This is a genomic window from Sphingomonas glacialis, from assembly GCF_006439055.1.
In the GTDB taxonomy this organism is placed as follows: domain Bacteria; phylum Pseudomonadota; class Alphaproteobacteria; order Sphingomonadales; family Sphingomonadaceae; genus Sphingomonas; species Sphingomonas glacialis_A.
Map to the genome: position 1 here is coordinate 1296926 of NZ_RCZC01000002.1, position 15295 is coordinate 1312220.

The following is a 15295-nucleotide window of genomic DNA, read 5'->3' on the forward strand; positions in this document are numbered from 1 at the left end:
GTCGCCGGGGCCGCTCATTTGAGGGTTGCTGCATTTATGGCACGTCGCCGCCAGATTTACGAAGGCAAGGCCAAGATCCTCTATGAGGGTCCCGAGCCGGGTACGCTGATCCAATATTTCAAGGACGACGCCACCGCCTTCAACGCCCAGAAAAAGGGCACGATCAGCGGCAAGGGCGTGCTCAACAACCGGATTTCCGAGCACATTTTCACGCTGCTCGGGCTGATCGGCGTGCCGACGCACTTCATCCGCCGGCTCAACATGCGCGAGCAGCTGATCCGCCAGGTCGAGATCATCCCGATCGAAGTCGTCGTGCGCAACGTCGCGGCGGGCTCGATCTCGACTCGCCTCGGGATCGAGGAAGGCACGCAGCTGCCGCGCACGATCATCGAATATTATTACAAGGACGATGCGCTCGGCGATCCGATGATCACCGACGAACATATCGCCGCGTTCGGTTGGGCGGGCCAGGAGGAGATGCACGACATCGCCGACCTCGCGATCCGCATCAACGATTTCCTGTGCGGGCTGTTCGCCGGGATCGGCATCCGCCTCGTCGACTTCAAGCTCGAATTCGGCCGAGTGTGGGATAACGACTATCCCCGCATCCTGCTCGCCGACGAGATCAGCCCCGATGGCTGCCGTTTGTGGGACATGACCACCAACGAGAAGCTCGACAAGGATCGCTTCCGTCGCGATCTCGGCGGTGAAGTCGAGGCCTATCAGGAAGTCGCGCGCCGTTTGGGCCTGCTGACCGAGGAGACCGACGGCGCGGTGCTCGATCTCGAGCAGCATCGTCTGAACAAGGGCAAGTAAGCGCGAATGCGCGCGCGGGCGCTGGCGCGGGCGGCCTGGCCGTTCGCGGCGCTCGCGCTGGCGTATCTGCTGACGGTGTGGCGTGTGGTCGGGTTGCCCGGCCTGCGCGATCCGGCCTTGCTCTACTGGCACGACTGGCAGGACCAGGCGCTGTATGTGCGCTCGGCGAGTGCGTTGGCGGCGGGGAATTTTGACGCTGCGGTGCATTATTATCCGCTGCTCTACCCGCTGCTTGGCATGCCGTTCCTGTCGGTGTGGCCGAGCCAACCGTTCTTCTTGATCGATCTGGCCTGCTATCTGCTCGCCTTTGCCGGTTTCAGAAGCGTTGCGCGCGCATTCGGCGTGCTCACCTGGGGGGCCGCGCTGCTGTTCGCCGCGACGACGCTCGCGCAATTCGGCATCGCCAAGCTGTGGATCGAACCCTGGACGACGACGCCATCGGCGGCATTGCTGTGGCTCGCGCTCGGCGCGATGGCGCGATTGTGGGGAGGTCTTCCCGGCACCCGCGATGCCACCGCGTCGTCCTCGCGCTGGCCCGCCGCCATCCTCGGCATCGCGCTCGGCCTGATCGCGTTCGCGCGTCCCGGCGATGCGATCATCGGCGCGATCATCGCGCTTTCGGCAGCAGCAGCGCTCTACCGCGCGCGCGACGGCCGCGCCGTCATCACCGCAGTCGCGAGTTTCGCGATTGCCTTTGGCCTCATCGCCACGCTCTACGGCCGGATCTACGGCGCCGCCCCCAGCCCCTATATGCTCTACTCGGCGCAATACGGCTTCAACTTCGCCTGGCTGGGCTGGAAGGCGTATGTCGTGCTGGTCGATCCGCACGGCTGGTTTGGCGAGGGGATGGGGTTGCTCGAATATGCGCCGTGGCTGCTGCTCGGCGGCGCCGGGCTGATCGCGGCGTGCGTCGCGACTCCCCCTGCCCGGCGACCAGTGACGCTCGCCGTCGCCGCTGCTGGGGTGATCTACAGCGTGCTGATGCTCGCTTATGTCGACCTGCTCCCGACTGGCCTGTGGCGCTTCAACAATCTCCACTATTTCAAATGGGTGTTGCCACTGTTCGGCCTGTTCGCGCTGCGCTTCGTGCTCGACGTGCGCCGCCGCCCGGTCTTGCTGGTCGCGCTCGCGCCTGTGCTGCTCGCGCTGACGATCCGGCTCGAGCCAATCCGAGTCGGCCCGAGTGCCCCTGCGCGCATGGTAATCTTCCCCGCCCCCAATGGCGCCGAGTGGACACCGACCTATTTCGCCACCGCCTGGATGGCCGATACGACCGGCGAGCTGCGCAATTCGTTCGACTATCACCAGATTCTCGTCGCGGGCCGAGTCCATGCCGTCGCGCTGCGCCGCCCCTTCACCGGCGACGAACGCTGGCTCGGCGACGCGCATGTCCGCGCCTTGCTCGCAGGAAAGGATGATGGCGGGTTCGCGCCGCTCTATCTGACCGGCCCGTGGCCCAAGCCCGCGCTCGCCCGCTACGGCATCGCGACGACGATCAGCCTGCCGCACTGGTTCAGCGGCGCGCCGGCCGTGCCCAAGCCGGAGTGAGCGGCGCGCTTGAAAGCTTGCGACACGGGCCGCGGGTCGCCATAGGCTTGCGCGCTCACCGATCGTAGCCAGGACAAGCCCCATGAAGCTCCGCATTTTCGTCACGCTGAAGCCCGGCGTGCTCGATCCGCAGGGCCGCGCGATCCACAAGGCGCTCGGCACCCTTGGTTTCGCCGGCGTCAACGACGTCCGCGCGGGCAAGCTGATCGAACTCGACGTCGCCGACGACACCACCGACGAACGCGTCGATGCGATGTGCCGCGAGCTGCTCGCCAACACCGTCATCGAGAATTATCGGGTCGAGCGCGTATGAAGACCGCGGTCCTCGTCTTCCCCGGCTCGAACTGCGATCGCGACATCGCGACCGCGCTCGAGCGTGTCGGTGGCACCAAGCCGACGATGGTGTGGCACGCCGAAACCGAGCTGCCCGACGGCATCGGCCTCGTCGCCGTGCCCGGCGGCTTTTCCTATGGCGACTATCTCCGCTCGGGCGCGATCGGCGCACGCTCGCCGATCATGCGCGCGGTGAGCGACGCGGCGGGGCGTGGGGTTCCGGTGCTCGGCATCTGCAACGGCTTCCAGATCCTGACCGAGGCGGGGCTGCTGCCGGGCGCGCTGATGCGCAATGCCGGGCTCGACTTCGTCTGCCGCGAAGTCGCGCTGACGGTCGAGAACAGCCAGAGCGTCTTCACCAGCCGCTACAATGCCGGCGAGCAGATCGTCTATCCGGTCGCGCATCACGACGGCAATTACTCGGCCGACGAGGAAACGCTCGACCGGCTCGAGGGCGAGGGCCGCGTTGCGTTCCGCTATGCCGGCACGGTCAACGGATCGGCACGCGGCATTGCTGGCGTGCTTAGTGCGGCTGGCAATGTGCTCGGCCTGATGCCGCACCCCGAGCGCCGCATCGAGACCGCCGCGCATGGCGGCAATGACGGCCGGCGGATGTTCGAAGGACTGTTCGAGACCGTCGGGGCCTGAACCCGTCGTCACCCCGGGCTTGTCCCGGGGTCCACCGGGATGCGCGTGCTACGCCCGTTGCGAACGCGGCACGGTGGGCCCCGGCACAAGGCCGGGGTGACGGTAGTTCCCGCGGCGAACGAAAGCCCAGCTACACCCGCGCCCGGAACGGCGAGAAGTCGGTCCCGCGGTCGTATACGTCGACCCCCTCCCCACGCTTCAGGAAGCCGACGACGAGATAGGTGAACGGCGTGAGGATCACCTCCCACGACACCTTGAGCACGAACTGGCTGACCATCACCGCGAGCATCGCCTCGACCGGCCAATCGGGCGCGCCGTAAAAAGCGAGCGGGTAGAAGATCAAACTGTCGAACCCCTGCGCCACGACGGTCGACCCGATCGTCCGCGTCCACAACATCCGCCCCTCGGTCAGGATCTTGAGCTTGGCGAGCACGAAGCTGTTGGCGAACTCGCCGACCCAGAAGGCGGTTACCGAGGCGAGGATGATGCGCAGGCCCGTCGCCGCTGCAGGATCGACGAAGATCGAGCGACCGAAGACATATTCGTACGCCGCCTGCCCATTCCATGCCGCCGCCGGTGGCAGCGCGACGACGATCTGCTCCATCACCGCCATGAAGATCAGCGCGCCGAACCCCGCCCACACGCAGCGCCGCGCGCGGGCATAGCCGTACACCTCGGTCAGGATGTCGCCGATCACATAGCTGACCGGGAAGAACAGGATCCCCGCGCCGAACGGCCACGGCCCGATCCACGGCAAGTCGATCACCGAGCGTTTCCCCGCGCCGACGACGTTCGACAGCAACAGGATGACGACGAAGGCGACCATCACGAAATCGAAATAGCGGAATTCGCGGCCGCGCGTTTCGGCGGCGGTGATCGTCTTCAAACCGGCCATGTCGTTTCGTCCCCTGATCGAACCAAGCTATGAAGCCGGTTTCGCGCGCGCGCAATCCGCGCTAATGGCGAAGCCAGCGCGCGCCCGTAGCTCAGTTGGATAGAGCAAGGAGCTTCTACCTCCTCGGTCGGGGGTTCGACTCCCTCCGGGCGCGCCAATGCTTCAGGCGGTCGAGCCGCTCCCCCGTCGATCCATGTCGTACACGCCGCCCGGTTCCGCCGCGACGAAGCGCGATGGCGCGATCCCCGCCGCCGAAAGCTCTGCGCCCAGCGCCAGCCGCGGCGCATCGCGCGCTTCGTCGGTCAGCTGGAACGTTCCCCAATGGATGCCGAGCGCCTGGCCCGCTTCGACATTCTGGAAGATCCGCACCGCTTCCGCCGGATCGACATGCTGCTCGGCCATGAACCAGCGCGGCTCGTACGCGCCGATCGGGATCAGCGCGACGTCGGGCGCGCCGAGCCGGTCGCGGACGCTGCGGAAGATCGCGCCGTCGCCATAGCCCGTGTCTCCGACGAACCACACCGTCCCCACCGGGGTCGTCAGGTAGTGCCCGGCCCAGAGCGCCATGCGCACGTCGGTCGGCCAGCGATTCGCCCAGTGCCGCGCGGGGGTCAGCGTGGTCGCGAAGCCGTCGGCAAGCGCAAGGCTGTCCCACCAGTCGCCCACTACGCAGCGCGCCTCGGGGATCGCCGCGCGGACGATCGCGTCATTGCCGAGCGGCATCGCCATCAGCGGCGCGTGCGCGGCGTGGAGGCGGCGCAGCGTGGCGATGTCGAGATGGTCGTAATGGCAATGGCTGAGCAGCACGACGTGGATCGGCGGCAGATCGTCGAACGCGATCCCCGGCGCGGTGACGCGCTTGGGGCCGAGGAAGGAGAAGGGACTCGCGCGCTCCGACCACACCGGATCGGTCAGGATGTTGACCCCCGCCGCCTGGATCAGCAGCGATGCGTGGCCGACCATCGTGACGCGCAAGCCCGCGTGTCTCTCTACTGGCTTGGCCGGGACCACCGGCACCGACGCCGGCCAGCGCGCCGCGCCGTTCGCGAGCTTCCAGCGCAGCACCGCGCCGAGCCCGGCATCGCTTGGTGGCTGTCCGGGGTTGAAGAAGCGCACGCCGTCGAAATGGTCGCTCGGCGGGCCGGAATAATAGCGGTTACGGGGCATGCGGCGGGCCTAGATTGGCGGTGAACAAACACCACCCCCCGTCGTCACCCCGGACTTGTTCCGGGGTCCACCGGGACGCGCGTACTGCCGCGGAAGGGTGCGCGGCACGGTGGACCCCGGCACGAGGCCGGGGTGACGACGCGTCTGGGATCACGCGAACTTGTCCGCCCGACGCCGTCCGACGAGCAGCCCGCGCTCCAATCGCCCGCACAGCGCCGCATAATAATCGGTCAGGAAGCCGCGATCGTCGCGGTCGTCGGGCAGCCCCGCCTTGCGCCGGATCGTCGCGGCGACGGTGACGATCGCCTCGTCGGTCCCGCTGCGCAACACCTCCTCGAGCATCTGCAGCTCGTACACGCCGTACAGCCCGAGCGCCGCCTCGCTGAACACGCGCCGGTCGCGCTCGACCGGGACGACGAGATCGGAACCAAGCTTCCCGCGCACCGTGTGCACCACCCACGTCCCCGCAAGCAGATCCCCGACGCGCAGCCGGTCGCGGTTGAACAGCGGAAAGAACAGGAAGATGCCGCTCCAGCCCAAAGCGAACAGCGTCATCGCCCCATCGGCCCAGCCATGCGCCGCCTGGCTGCCGAGAAAGCTCAGCGGCAGAAACAGCTCGATCTCGCGCATCGCATTGCGCGCGATCACCGCGCCGCCGGTCAGCCGCGCCCCGTCGCGCGCGACGACGCGCAGGCCGACCAGCCGCTTGCCCGGCGTCGCCCCGCTACCGCTCAGCTCGAACAAAGCGAACCAGCCGTTGCGCAGCACGAAGAAGCCGAGCAGCCACAGCACCGCAAACGCGCTCTGACGGCTCGACCAGGCGAGATAGGCGATCGCGATCGTCGCGCCGATCAGCACGACGAGGATCGCCAGAACGTCGATGACGAACGCCGCGGCCCGCTCGCCCGCGCTGCCGAGCTCGATCCGCAGATCGACGCCCTCGGGCGTGACGAAGCTGCGCCGCAGCGACAGCGGCGCCTTGCGCGCGTTACGCCGCAGCCATGCCATCGCGGCGACTCCTCGGCAGGTAGAAATAGAGCAGCCAGCCGACGAGCATGACGAGCCCGATCGCATAGCGCGCCAGATCGTTCGTCACTGTCTGCCGCCCGATCCCTTCGAGCAGCCCGGCGACGAGCAACATGACGACCGCGCCGCCCATCACGGTCGCGCCGGTCTTGCCCGCCTGCACCGCCGAGTCGCCTCGCGTCGCGCGCCCGGGAAAGGCGATCGCGGTGCCGATGCGGAACCCCGCCGCGCCCGACAAGATGATCGCGAACAATTCGGTCGTGCCGTGGATCGCGATCCAGCCGGCAAAGCCGAACCCCAGCCCCTTGGGCACGAACACCGCGAGGAAAGCGCCGAGCATCAACCCGTTATACGCGATCAGCAGCGCGGTCGGCACCGCAAAGGCGAAACCCAGCGCGAACGAGAAGATCGCGATCTGCGCGTTGTGCGTGAACAGATAGGCGGCGAAGATCGTCAGCATGTCGTCATGCTTGCCGTAGAGCGTGCCCCGCAGCGTCTCGACCGAGGCCGACGGATCGCGCCCGCCCGCCATGCCCTGCCCGACCAGCCCGAAGAACCAGCCGGGGTCGCTGCGTACCAGCAGATAGCCGACGACAGCGCCCGCCACCGTCAGCAGCAACGAGACGAGCGTCTCGCGCCACAGCGCGCGGACCGCGGCGGGCCATGTCTGCGTGAAGAAAACGCCCAATTGCCGAACCGCCGAGGTCGGCACGCCGTACAGCTGAAAATAGGCGCGCGTGCACAGCTGTTCGAGATACGTCACCAGCGCGCGGTCGAGCGAGGTCTCGCGCGCGATCGACAGCGACGACAAGGCTGTGCGGTACAGCACGGGAAGCGCGAGCAGATCGTCATCGCTCAGCACCCGAATCGAGCGCTTCTCGATCCGCGTCACCAGCGTTTCGAGCCGCTGCCAGTCGGCGTCGTGCGCAGCACGGAAGCGGCTGGCGTTGACCAAGGCGGGTTGCCCGGCGAGGAGAGCGGTAGCCATCAGAGCAGGTTCCTGCGTTTCAGCGCGACATAACCCGCGACGAGCTCCTCGCCGACGCGGTCATGCGCACTTTCGATCACATGCACGCCGAGATGCTGCAGCCGGGTGAGCACGAGCTTGCGATCGCGCAGCAACGCGGCGGCGGTCACCGCGCGCGTCACGTCGTCGGCGTTCGCCGGGGCCGCATCGACGAGGCGCTCGACCTCTTCGTCGCGCAGCACGACGACGAGCAGCAAATGCCCCTTGAGCAGCCGGGCTGCCGCACGGACCAGAAAATCGGCCGAGGTCAGATCGGTGAATTCGGTGAACAAGACGATCATCGAGCGCCGCGTCAGCCGCGCGGCGAGCGTGGTCAGCGCGAAGCTGTAATTGGTTTCCTCGCCGCTATAATCGATTGCGGCCGCGAGCCGCTGGAGATTGGCGAAGGCGGGCATCCCCGACACCAGCCCGCTCGCGATGCGCGGGCGCGAATCGAACGCGTGGAGCGACACGCGGTCGCCGAGCTTGAGCGCGATCCACGCGGTCAGCAGCATCGCCGACACCGCGCGATCGACACGCGGCAGGCCCGCGACGGGCTCGGACATCTGCCGCCCGGAATCGATCGCGAAGACGATCTGGTTGTTGCGCTCGCTGCGATATTCCTTGGCGTGGAGCTTGGTCTGCCGCGCCGACTGCTTCCAGTCGATCGCGCGGCGGTCCATCCCCGAGCGGAACTCGACCAAAGCGTCGAAATCGGTGCCGTCGCCGCGGTCGATCTGCGCGAGCAGGCCCGACAGTGCGTGACGCTGGAAGATCTGCGCGCCGCGGTCGTGCAGCGCGCGAATGTCGGGGAGGATTGGGAGCGTCACGTCGGCAGGGAGGATCCGCTGCTGCCACGCGAGGCCGAAGGACCCGCGCCACCGCAACCACAGTCGGTCGATCCGCGCGGTGCCGCGCCGCAGCGTAGTAATCGGCAGCAGCGCTTCGCCGCGGCCGTCGTGCAGCGTGAGCCAGAGCCGCCCGTCATTCTCGAGCGCCAGCAACGAACCGCCATCGAGCGCGACCTCCGCGCTGCGCGGTGGCCGCCCGCCCGCAATCGCAACGCGGATCGTCGCGTCGATTGTGGCGCCGACCGGCGCGGTCGTCGGCAGCGCGAGGCTGGCGGTCGCCGTGCGGCGCCCGCTCCAGGCGTCGAACGCGGTGAGCAGCAGCACCGCGATCGGCCAGGCGAGCCCGACATACCAGCGACCGGGGAGCGCGACGGCGATCAACAACGCCACCGGCGCGCCGGCAGCTGCGGCAAGGACCGCGGTGCGTGTGGGGTAGATCACGGCGCGGTCGTCCGCTGTACGCGCACCAGCCCCGCCCCCGTCATCGCCGCGAACGCGGGGATCCCGCTTCTTCCCGCCGCCGAAGGAGAAGCGGGACCCCCGCTTTCGCGGGGGTGACGGAGGACAGGCACGACGCGCAAGATCACCGCGGCGCTTCGATCGTCTCGATGATGTGCGTCACGACATCCTCGATCGCGCGTCCGTCGATCTCGGCGGCGGGCGACAGGATCAGCCGGTGCCGCAGCAACGCCGGCGCGAGCGCCTTCACATCGTCGGGGATCACGAAATCGCGCCCGTCGAGTGCCGCGCGCGCGCGCGCCGCACCCGCCAGCATCGCGCCCGCGCGCGGCGACGCGCCGCTCTCGAGATCGGCGACGTCGCGCGTGCCCCTGATCAGCGCGGTGATGTAATCGATCACCTCGTCGGCGAGCCGCACTTGCCCGACCGTGGCGATCGCCGCGCCGATGATCCCCGCATCGGCGACGCGCGCGACACCCCATTCCGCGGGCTCCATCGCGTGCGCGGCGCTGCCGTGCGCGGCGATGATCCGGCGTTCCTCGGCGGCACTCGGATAATCGACCGTCTGCTTGAACAGGAAGCGATCGAGCTGTGCCTCGGGCAGCGGGTACACGCCCTGCTGCTCGATCGGGTTCTGCGTCGCGACAACCATGAAACGCTCGCCGAGCGACAGGCTCTGCCCGTCGATCGTCACGGTGCGCTCCTGCATCGCCTCGAGCAATGCCGCCTGCGTCTTAGGCGGGGTGCGGTTGATCTCGTCCGCCAGCAGCAGATCGGTGAAGATCGGCCCGCGCGTCAGCGTGAATCTGCTCGTTTGGAAGTTGAACAGGTTCGCACCGATGATGTCCCCCGGCATCAGATCCGGCGTGAACTGGATCCGCCCGTAATCGAGCCCCGTCACCCGCGCGAAACTGCGCGCGAGGAGCGTCTTGGCGGTCCCCGGCGGCCCTTCGAGCAGCACGTGCCCGCCTGCGAACAGCGCGACGAGCAGGATCTCGACGGTCTGTTCCTGCCCGACCACCGCCTTGCCGATTTCGTCGCGGATCGCCACGCCGAGCGCCGCCACGTCTTCGACCGTTTCGAATGTCACCGCGTCTTCTCCCATAACCAATGATGCAGCGCTTGCGCCGCCGCGAGCATCGCGCGCGGATCGCGCGCCGCCTGTGCCTCTGCTGCCAGCGCGCTGAAACGCGACCGCCCGCGCAGGCCATCGAGATAGCCGTCGATCGCCTCGCCCTGCAGCCGCGCCGGCACGCCGAACACGCCGCCGGCGCGCTCGCGCACCAGATCGACATAGCGCGGGCCGAGCCGTCCCTGCCGCCCGGCCTTGCGGACGAGCGCGGCGGCATTGTCGATCAACGCGGTCTTGCCGAATGCGATCGCGCGCGCGCGCCGCCGCGCCGGGCCGAAGCGCGCGGCCGCCTGGATCGCGGCGAGCAGCACCGCCGCCGCCAGCGTCAGCGTCATCGCGAGGAACGGCGGATCGAACAGCAGCTTGAGCGGGCTTGGTGTGGCGCCGAAGCCGTTGAGCGTCACGTCGAAGGTGATCGTCTTCGCACCCGTCGCATTCAGCCAATCGAGCAGGTCGAGCGCCGCGCGCGCCTGCGCTGCGTCGCGCATGCCAATGTTCGACAGCAGATCGGGATCGGCGAGCACGTAGAGCGGCCCGCTACCGATCTGGCCGAGCACGACATGCCCATCGGCGTCGGTCAGGATCGGGCGCAAATCGACGCCCGCGCCTGCCTCGGCGCCCGCGTCGACGATCGTCTGCACCGGGCGCGGCGCAGCAAAGGCGATCGTCCCGGGCATCCACGACAGCGCCTGCAGCGGGCGCCCGCCGCTCGCGTAGCGCGTGACCTTGAGCTTGTATTGCGGCGCTAAGACGCGCTGGGCGTCATCCACGTCGCGGAAGGCGACGAAGCGCGCCCAGCCGGGATGCGTCGGATCGACCGAGGTGCGCCATTTCGGCAGGATGACGAGCGTCGGCTTAGGGCCGCGCGCGGCAAGCGCCTTGGTCATGTCGGTCGCGCCCGATTCGGGCGTCAGCACGACGAGATCCTCCCCCGCCAGCTGCCGCGGATTGCGGACGATCTGCGGGTTGCGCCCGGTCGCCTCGGCAAGCCGCACGATCCCGCTATAGCCGATCGCGGCGTTCGACAGCGCATGCGCACGCCCGTCGCGCCCCGAGCGCAGGTCGGGCGCATAGGCGCCGAGCACGAGCATCCCGATGAACGCGAGGATGCCCACCGCGAGCAAGATCGCGACGGTCCGCACGCTGAACGCGCCCGTCCCGCTTGCTCCGCTGACCGTAACGTCGCTCATCCGCGCCATGCCCCCGGCAGCGCGAAGTCGCGATAGGCGGCGCGGGCCTGCGTCCAGTCCGACGCATCGACCGGGCGCCCGCCGAACAGGCTGCGCTCGACCAGCCGCGCGATCCCCGCGAACAGGTCGCGCGCCGAAAGCGGGAGCGCGCTCGATGCGCTGAGCTCGCGACTGGTCAGCGCCGGACGGACGAGCTGCGGGCGGCGGCGCGCGATATCGTCGATCGAGCGGCGCAGCAAATGGTGCACCGCCTCGGCATAGCGCCCCTCCGCTGCGAGCAGATCGGCCTCGCGCAGCCATTCCTGCACCGGCGCGGCATCGGGCGCCCACGCCTCGTCGATCGGCTGCGACACCGTCGGACGCCGCCGCACGAAACGCGGCCAGCGCCATTCGCCGTGCCGCACGCGGTGATACACCGCCCAAAGGATGGCGATCGCGAGCAGTGCCAGCACGCCCCACAACAGGATCCGCGCATACGGCCAATGCGGCATGCGGCCCGCGATCCACTGCAGCGCGCGCCCAACGGGCTCGAACAGCTTGTCCAGCCATTTGCCGAGCTGCACCAGCCATTCGGGCGGCTGGGGCGGCGGCGGGGCGCGCTGGAGCGTGAACTGGACCGCCGGATCGGCCTTGAGCGCGGCATGGGCGGCGGCAAAGCGGTCGGTGGCGGTTGCCACCTGCGATGTCCCTTCGCTCACGTGAAATCCCCTGGGCCGCACCGGTGCGCTGCCCGTAAGAGTAGAGCAACCCGACCGCCGCGCAATCGCCAATCGCCGCTGCGCGCGCGCCCCAATCGCCGCTGGGCGCGCACCATGGTGCGGTGCGGCGCGGCTTAAGCCGGGGTTCAGCGCGCATCCGCCAGACGGCCGCGTCCGCCGGTTTCATTCCGGCCTCAATCTGGTCTAAAGGGCCGCCATGCATCCTATCTCCTCGCTTCCGCGCTCCGCAAAGCTGCTGATCGCCACGCTGCCGTTGTTCGCGCTGACCGCTGGCCAGGGGTCGAGCGGGCAGCTCCACATCGCGGTCGACAACGTCCGCGCTCATACCGGACGGGTCCATGTCGATCTCTGCACGCAAGCGCAGTATCTCAAGGATTGCCCGATCTCGGGCGATGCGGCCGCGCATCTCGGCGAGACCGTCGTGACGGTGAGCGGGCTGAAGCCGGGGCGCTACGCCGCAGAGGTGTATTACGACCAGAATGGCAACAACAAGCTCGACCGCGCCTTATTCGGCGTACCGAAGGAGGGGGTAGGTTTCTCCAACGATGCCAAGATCAAGCTCGCTGCGCCGAAATGGGAGGAAGTCGTGTTCGACTATGACGGGCAGGATCGGACGATCCGGCTGAAGCTGCGCTATTTCATGGGCCCGGACGCGACCGCCAAGTGATCGCGCGCTTGCTCCAGCAGCTTGTCGCGCTCGGCGTGCGGCGTCCGTTCGCGGTGCTCGGCCTGTGCCTTGCGCTCGTCGCGGGCGCGGCGGTCTATGCCGTGGGGCATTTCGCGATGACCACCGATACCGCAGCGCTGATCTCGCCGAAGATCGCGTGGCGGCAGAACGAGAAAGCGGTCGAGACCGCATTCCCGCAACTGTCCGACGTGCTGCTGGTGATCGTCGACGGCAAGACCCCCGAACTCGCCGAAGCCGCCACCGCCAAGCTCTCCGCCGCGCTCGCCACGGACACGACGCATTTCCGCCGCGTGCAGCGACCCGATGGCGGCGCCTATTTCGACCGTGAGGGGCTGTTGTTCGGCTCGACCTCCGAGGTTCAGGCATCGACCAAGGCGCTGATCGGTGCACAGCCGCTGCTCGGGCCGCTCGCGAGCGATCCGTCGCTGCGCGGGATTGCCGGCGCTTTCTCGACGATGCTCAGCGGGGTCGATCGCGGCGACGTACCGCTCTCGCGGATCGCGCGGCCGATGCGGACGATGGCGGCGGCGCTCGATGCCTCGGCGGCCGGCAAGCCCGCCTATTTCTCGTGGCAGGAGCTGTTCACCGAGCCGGGTTCGGGCGCCACGCCGCCGCGCCGCCGGCTGATCCTCGCGCAGCCCAAGCTCGATTACGGCGCGCTCCAGCCAGGCGAAGACGCCGTCGCCGCGATCGTCGCGCAGGCGGCCAAGCTCGGGCTCGATCCCGCGCATGGCGTGACCGTGCGCACCACCGGCGAAGTCCCGCTCGCCGACGAGGAGTTCGCGACGCTCGAGGAGAATATCGGGTTCGTCGGGCTGGTGATGGCCGCCGCGATGCTGCTCACCTTGTGGTTCGCGACGCGCTCGGTGAAGATCGTCGCGGGGATCGTCGTGACGATCGTCGCTGGGCTCGTGCTGACGACCGCGCTCGGGCTGTTTGCGGTCGGCGCGCTCAACCTGATCTCGGTCGCGTTCATTCCGTTGTTCGTCGGGCTCGGAGTCGATTTCGGCATCCAGATCTCGGTGCGCTTCAATGCCGAGCGGCTCGAGGGCGCCGACACCGGCGCCGCGCTCCAGCGCGCTGCGACCGCGCTCGGCGCACCGCTCGCGCTTGCCGCGGGGGCGGTGTTCCTCGGCTTCGGCGCGTTCCTGCCGACCGACTATATCGGCATTGCCGAGCTCGGCATCATCGCCGGGCTCGGGATGGTCGTCGCGCTGGTGGCGAGCGTCACGCTGCTGCCCGCGATGCTGATGCTGCTCAAGCCCGGCACGCCGCGCCGCGAGGTCGGCTTCAGCGAGGCCGCCCCGCTCGACCGCTGGCTGCACACGCATCGCAAGACCGTGCTGTGGGCGTTCGCCGCGTCGATGGCGGGAAGCATCGCGCTGCTGCCGTTCGTACAGTTCGACTTTAACCCCCTCCATCTGCGCGCCAAGGACGGCCCGGCGATGGTTGCGCTGACCGATCTGATGCGCGATCCGCTGCGTACCCCCAACACGATCAACGTGCTCGCGCCCAATGCCGATGCGGCGAAGGTGCTCGCGGCAAAACTCAGTGCCTTGCCCGAGGTCGCCGAGGCGGTGTCGGTCGATGGGTTCGTCCCCGAGGACCAGGCGGCCAAGCTGGCGGTGGTGCAGGATGCCGCCTTGCTGCTCGATACCACGGTGAACCCCTTCGATGTGATGCCGCCGCCGAGCGATGCCGACGCGATCGGCGCGTTGATGAAGACCGCGGGCGAATTGCGCGCGAGCGCGACCGCGCATCCCGGCGCCGCCGCCGCCGATGCACGCCGGCTCGCCACGGCGTTCGATCGCCTGGCACGCGCCGCGCCGACTGAGCGGACCAAGGCGACCGCGCTGCTCGTCACCCCGCTCGGCACGATGCTCGACCAGATCCGCGCGATGCTCCAGGCCGAACCCGTGACGCGCGCGACGCTGCCGCCCGAAATCGCGGGCGATTGGGTGTCGAAGGACGGCCGCGCGCTCGTCCAGGTTTTCCCCAAGGGCAATAGCAACGACAATGCCGTGTTGCGCCGCTTCACCAAGGCGGTGCGCGCCGTAGCGCCGACCGCGAGCGGCCTGCCGGTCGCAACGCAGGAAGCCGCGGGCACCGTTGCCTGGGCGTTCGTCGAGGCGGGGATTCTGGCGCTGGTGCTCGTCAGCGGCCTGCTGTTCGTAGTGCTGCGCGATGTGAAGGAAGTCGCCTTCACGCTCGCGCCGGTCGTGCTGTCGGGCTTCCTGACGCTGGGGAGCTGTGTGCTGATCGGGCAGCCGATCAACTTCGCCAACATCATCGCCTTCCCGTTGCTGTTCGGCGTGGGGGTCGCGTTCCACATCTATTTCGTGATGGCGTGGCGCGGCGGTGCGACCGATCTGCTGCAATCGAGCCTCGCGCGCGCGGTGCTGTTCAGCGCGCTTGCCACCGGCAGCGCGTTCGGGAGCCTGTGGTTGTCGCACCATCCGGGGACCGCGAGCATGGGCAAGATCCTGATGATTTCGCTGGCGTGGACGCTGGTGTGTGCGCTGATCTTCGAGCCCGCGCTGCTCGGCCCGCCGCGGGCGAAGAAGGCTTAGCCCTCTTGCTCCCCTCCCGCCTGCGGGAGGGGCTGGGGGAGGGAACGACCTGGATCCCCTGCGCTCCGTCCGCGGCACGCCCCTCCCCTAACCCCTCCCGCAAGCGGGAGGGGGATTGTTTGGAGCTGGCGGCGCGCAAGAAGCGCGGCGGCGCGCCTGAGGTCTCGCGAGAAAGGGCGCGACCCAAAGCTCCCCTCCCGCTTGCGGGAGGGGCTGGGGGAGGGAGCGACCTGGATCCCCTGCGCCG

At 68.8% G+C, this 15295-nt stretch carries 14 protein-coding genes and 1 tRNA gene; 7 read left to right on the forward strand and 8 right to left on the reverse strand.

All coding sequences use genetic code 11. The annotated features are described in order from the left end of the window. Positions 1 to 36: 36 nt before the first annotated feature. The 4 genes from purC (at position 37) to purQ (ending at position 3345) form a co-directional block, all read left to right on the forward strand. Positions 37 to 816, forward strand: a complete 780-nt coding sequence (purC, locus tag EAH76_RS10030) for a phosphoribosylaminoimidazolesuccinocarboxamide synthase (protein ID WP_133189851.1) — start codon at positions 37 to 39, stop codon at positions 814 to 816. A 6-nt stretch (positions 817 to 822) separates the two neighbouring features. Next, positions 823 to 2364: a hypothetical protein gene (locus EAH76_RS10035; RefSeq protein WP_140850057.1), complete on the forward strand. Its 1542-nt coding sequence runs from the start codon at positions 823 to 825 to the stop codon at positions 2362 to 2364. Between the two features lie 82 nt (positions 2365 to 2446). After that, the gene (gene purS / locus EAH76_RS10040) at positions 2447 to 2677 is read left to right on the forward strand and encodes a phosphoribosylformylglycinamidine synthase subunit PurS (RefSeq protein WP_010185224.1); all 231 of its coding nucleotides are present in this window, start codon (positions 2447 to 2449) and stop codon (positions 2675 to 2677) included. Next, positions 2674 to 3345: a phosphoribosylformylglycinamidine synthase subunit PurQ gene (purQ, locus tag EAH76_RS10045; RefSeq protein ID WP_140850058.1), complete on the forward strand. Its 672-nt coding sequence runs from the start codon at positions 2674 to 2676 to the stop codon at positions 3343 to 3345. The genes purS and purQ overlap by 4 nt, the downstream gene beginning before the upstream one ends. A 130-nt stretch (positions 3346 to 3475) precedes the next feature. Here purQ and EAH76_RS10050 read toward each other — a convergent pair whose 3' ends face one another. Further along, a complete protein-coding gene (locus tag EAH76_RS10050) occupies positions 3476 to 4240 on the reverse strand; it encodes a queuosine precursor transporter (RefSeq protein WP_140850059.1) in 765 nt (254 codons plus the stop codon). A gap of 80 nt (positions 4241 to 4320) precedes the next feature. On the opposite strand from EAH76_RS10050, the gene EAH76_RS10055 reads away from it, so the two are divergent. Beyond that, positions 4321 to 4397 (forward strand) — tRNA-Arg (locus tag EAH76_RS10055). Positions 4398 to 4402: 5 nt separating this feature from the next. On the opposite strand, the gene EAH76_RS10060 is transcribed toward EAH76_RS10055, so the two are convergent. The 7 genes from EAH76_RS10060 to EAH76_RS10090 form a co-directional block, all read right to left on the reverse strand. Further along, positions 4403 to 5407, reverse strand: a complete 1005-nt coding sequence (locus EAH76_RS10060) for an MBL fold metallo-hydrolase (protein WP_140850060.1) — start codon at positions 5405 to 5407, stop codon at positions 4403 to 4405. Positions 5408 to 5557: 150 nt separating this feature from the next. Further along, positions 5558 to 6415, reverse strand: coding sequence for an RDD family protein (locus EAH76_RS10065; RefSeq protein ID WP_140850061.1), 858 nt, complete (start codon positions 6413 to 6415; stop codon positions 5558 to 5560). Then, a complete protein-coding gene (locus EAH76_RS10070) occupies positions 6396 to 7421 on the reverse strand; it encodes a stage II sporulation protein M (protein ID WP_140850062.1) in 1026 nt (341 codons plus the stop codon). Before EAH76_RS10070 ends, EAH76_RS10065 begins: the two co-directional genes overlap by 20 nt. Continuing rightward, the gene (locus EAH76_RS10075) at positions 7421 to 8731 is read right to left on the reverse strand and encodes a DUF58 domain-containing protein (RefSeq protein WP_140850063.1); all 1311 of its coding nucleotides are present in this window, start codon (positions 8729 to 8731) and stop codon (positions 7421 to 7423) included. Before EAH76_RS10075 ends, EAH76_RS10070 begins: the two co-directional genes overlap by 1 nt. Before the next feature lie 142 nt (positions 8732 to 8873). After that, positions 8874 to 9854: an AAA family ATPase gene (locus EAH76_RS10080; RefSeq protein ID WP_140850064.1), complete on the reverse strand. Its 981-nt coding sequence runs from the start codon at positions 9852 to 9854 to the stop codon at positions 8874 to 8876. Beyond that, on the reverse strand, positions 9836 to 11071 hold the full coding sequence (locus EAH76_RS10085; RefSeq protein ID WP_140850065.1) for a hypothetical protein: 1236 nt from the start codon (positions 11069 to 11071) through the stop codon (positions 9836 to 9838). Before EAH76_RS10085 ends, EAH76_RS10080 begins: the two co-directional genes overlap by 19 nt. Beyond that, on the reverse strand, positions 11068 to 11748 hold the full coding sequence (locus EAH76_RS10090) for a DUF4129 domain-containing protein (RefSeq protein ID WP_241659623.1): 681 nt from the start codon (positions 11746 to 11748) through the stop codon (positions 11068 to 11070). Before EAH76_RS10090 ends, EAH76_RS10085 begins: the two co-directional genes overlap by 4 nt. A 238-nt stretch (positions 11749 to 11986) precedes the next feature. Between EAH76_RS10090 and EAH76_RS10095 the strand changes: the two genes are divergently transcribed. Then, on the forward strand, positions 11987 to 12457 hold the full coding sequence (locus EAH76_RS10095; protein ID WP_140850067.1) for a DUF2141 domain-containing protein: 471 nt from the start codon (positions 11987 to 11989) through the stop codon (positions 12455 to 12457). Beyond that, positions 12454 to 15048 (forward strand): MMPL family transporter, encoded by a 2595-nt coding sequence (locus EAH76_RS10100; RefSeq protein WP_140850068.1) that lies wholly within the window; start codon positions 12454 to 12456, stop codon positions 15046 to 15048. The genes EAH76_RS10095 and EAH76_RS10100 overlap by 4 nt, the downstream gene beginning before the upstream one ends. Positions 15049 to 15295 lie beyond the last annotated feature (247 nt).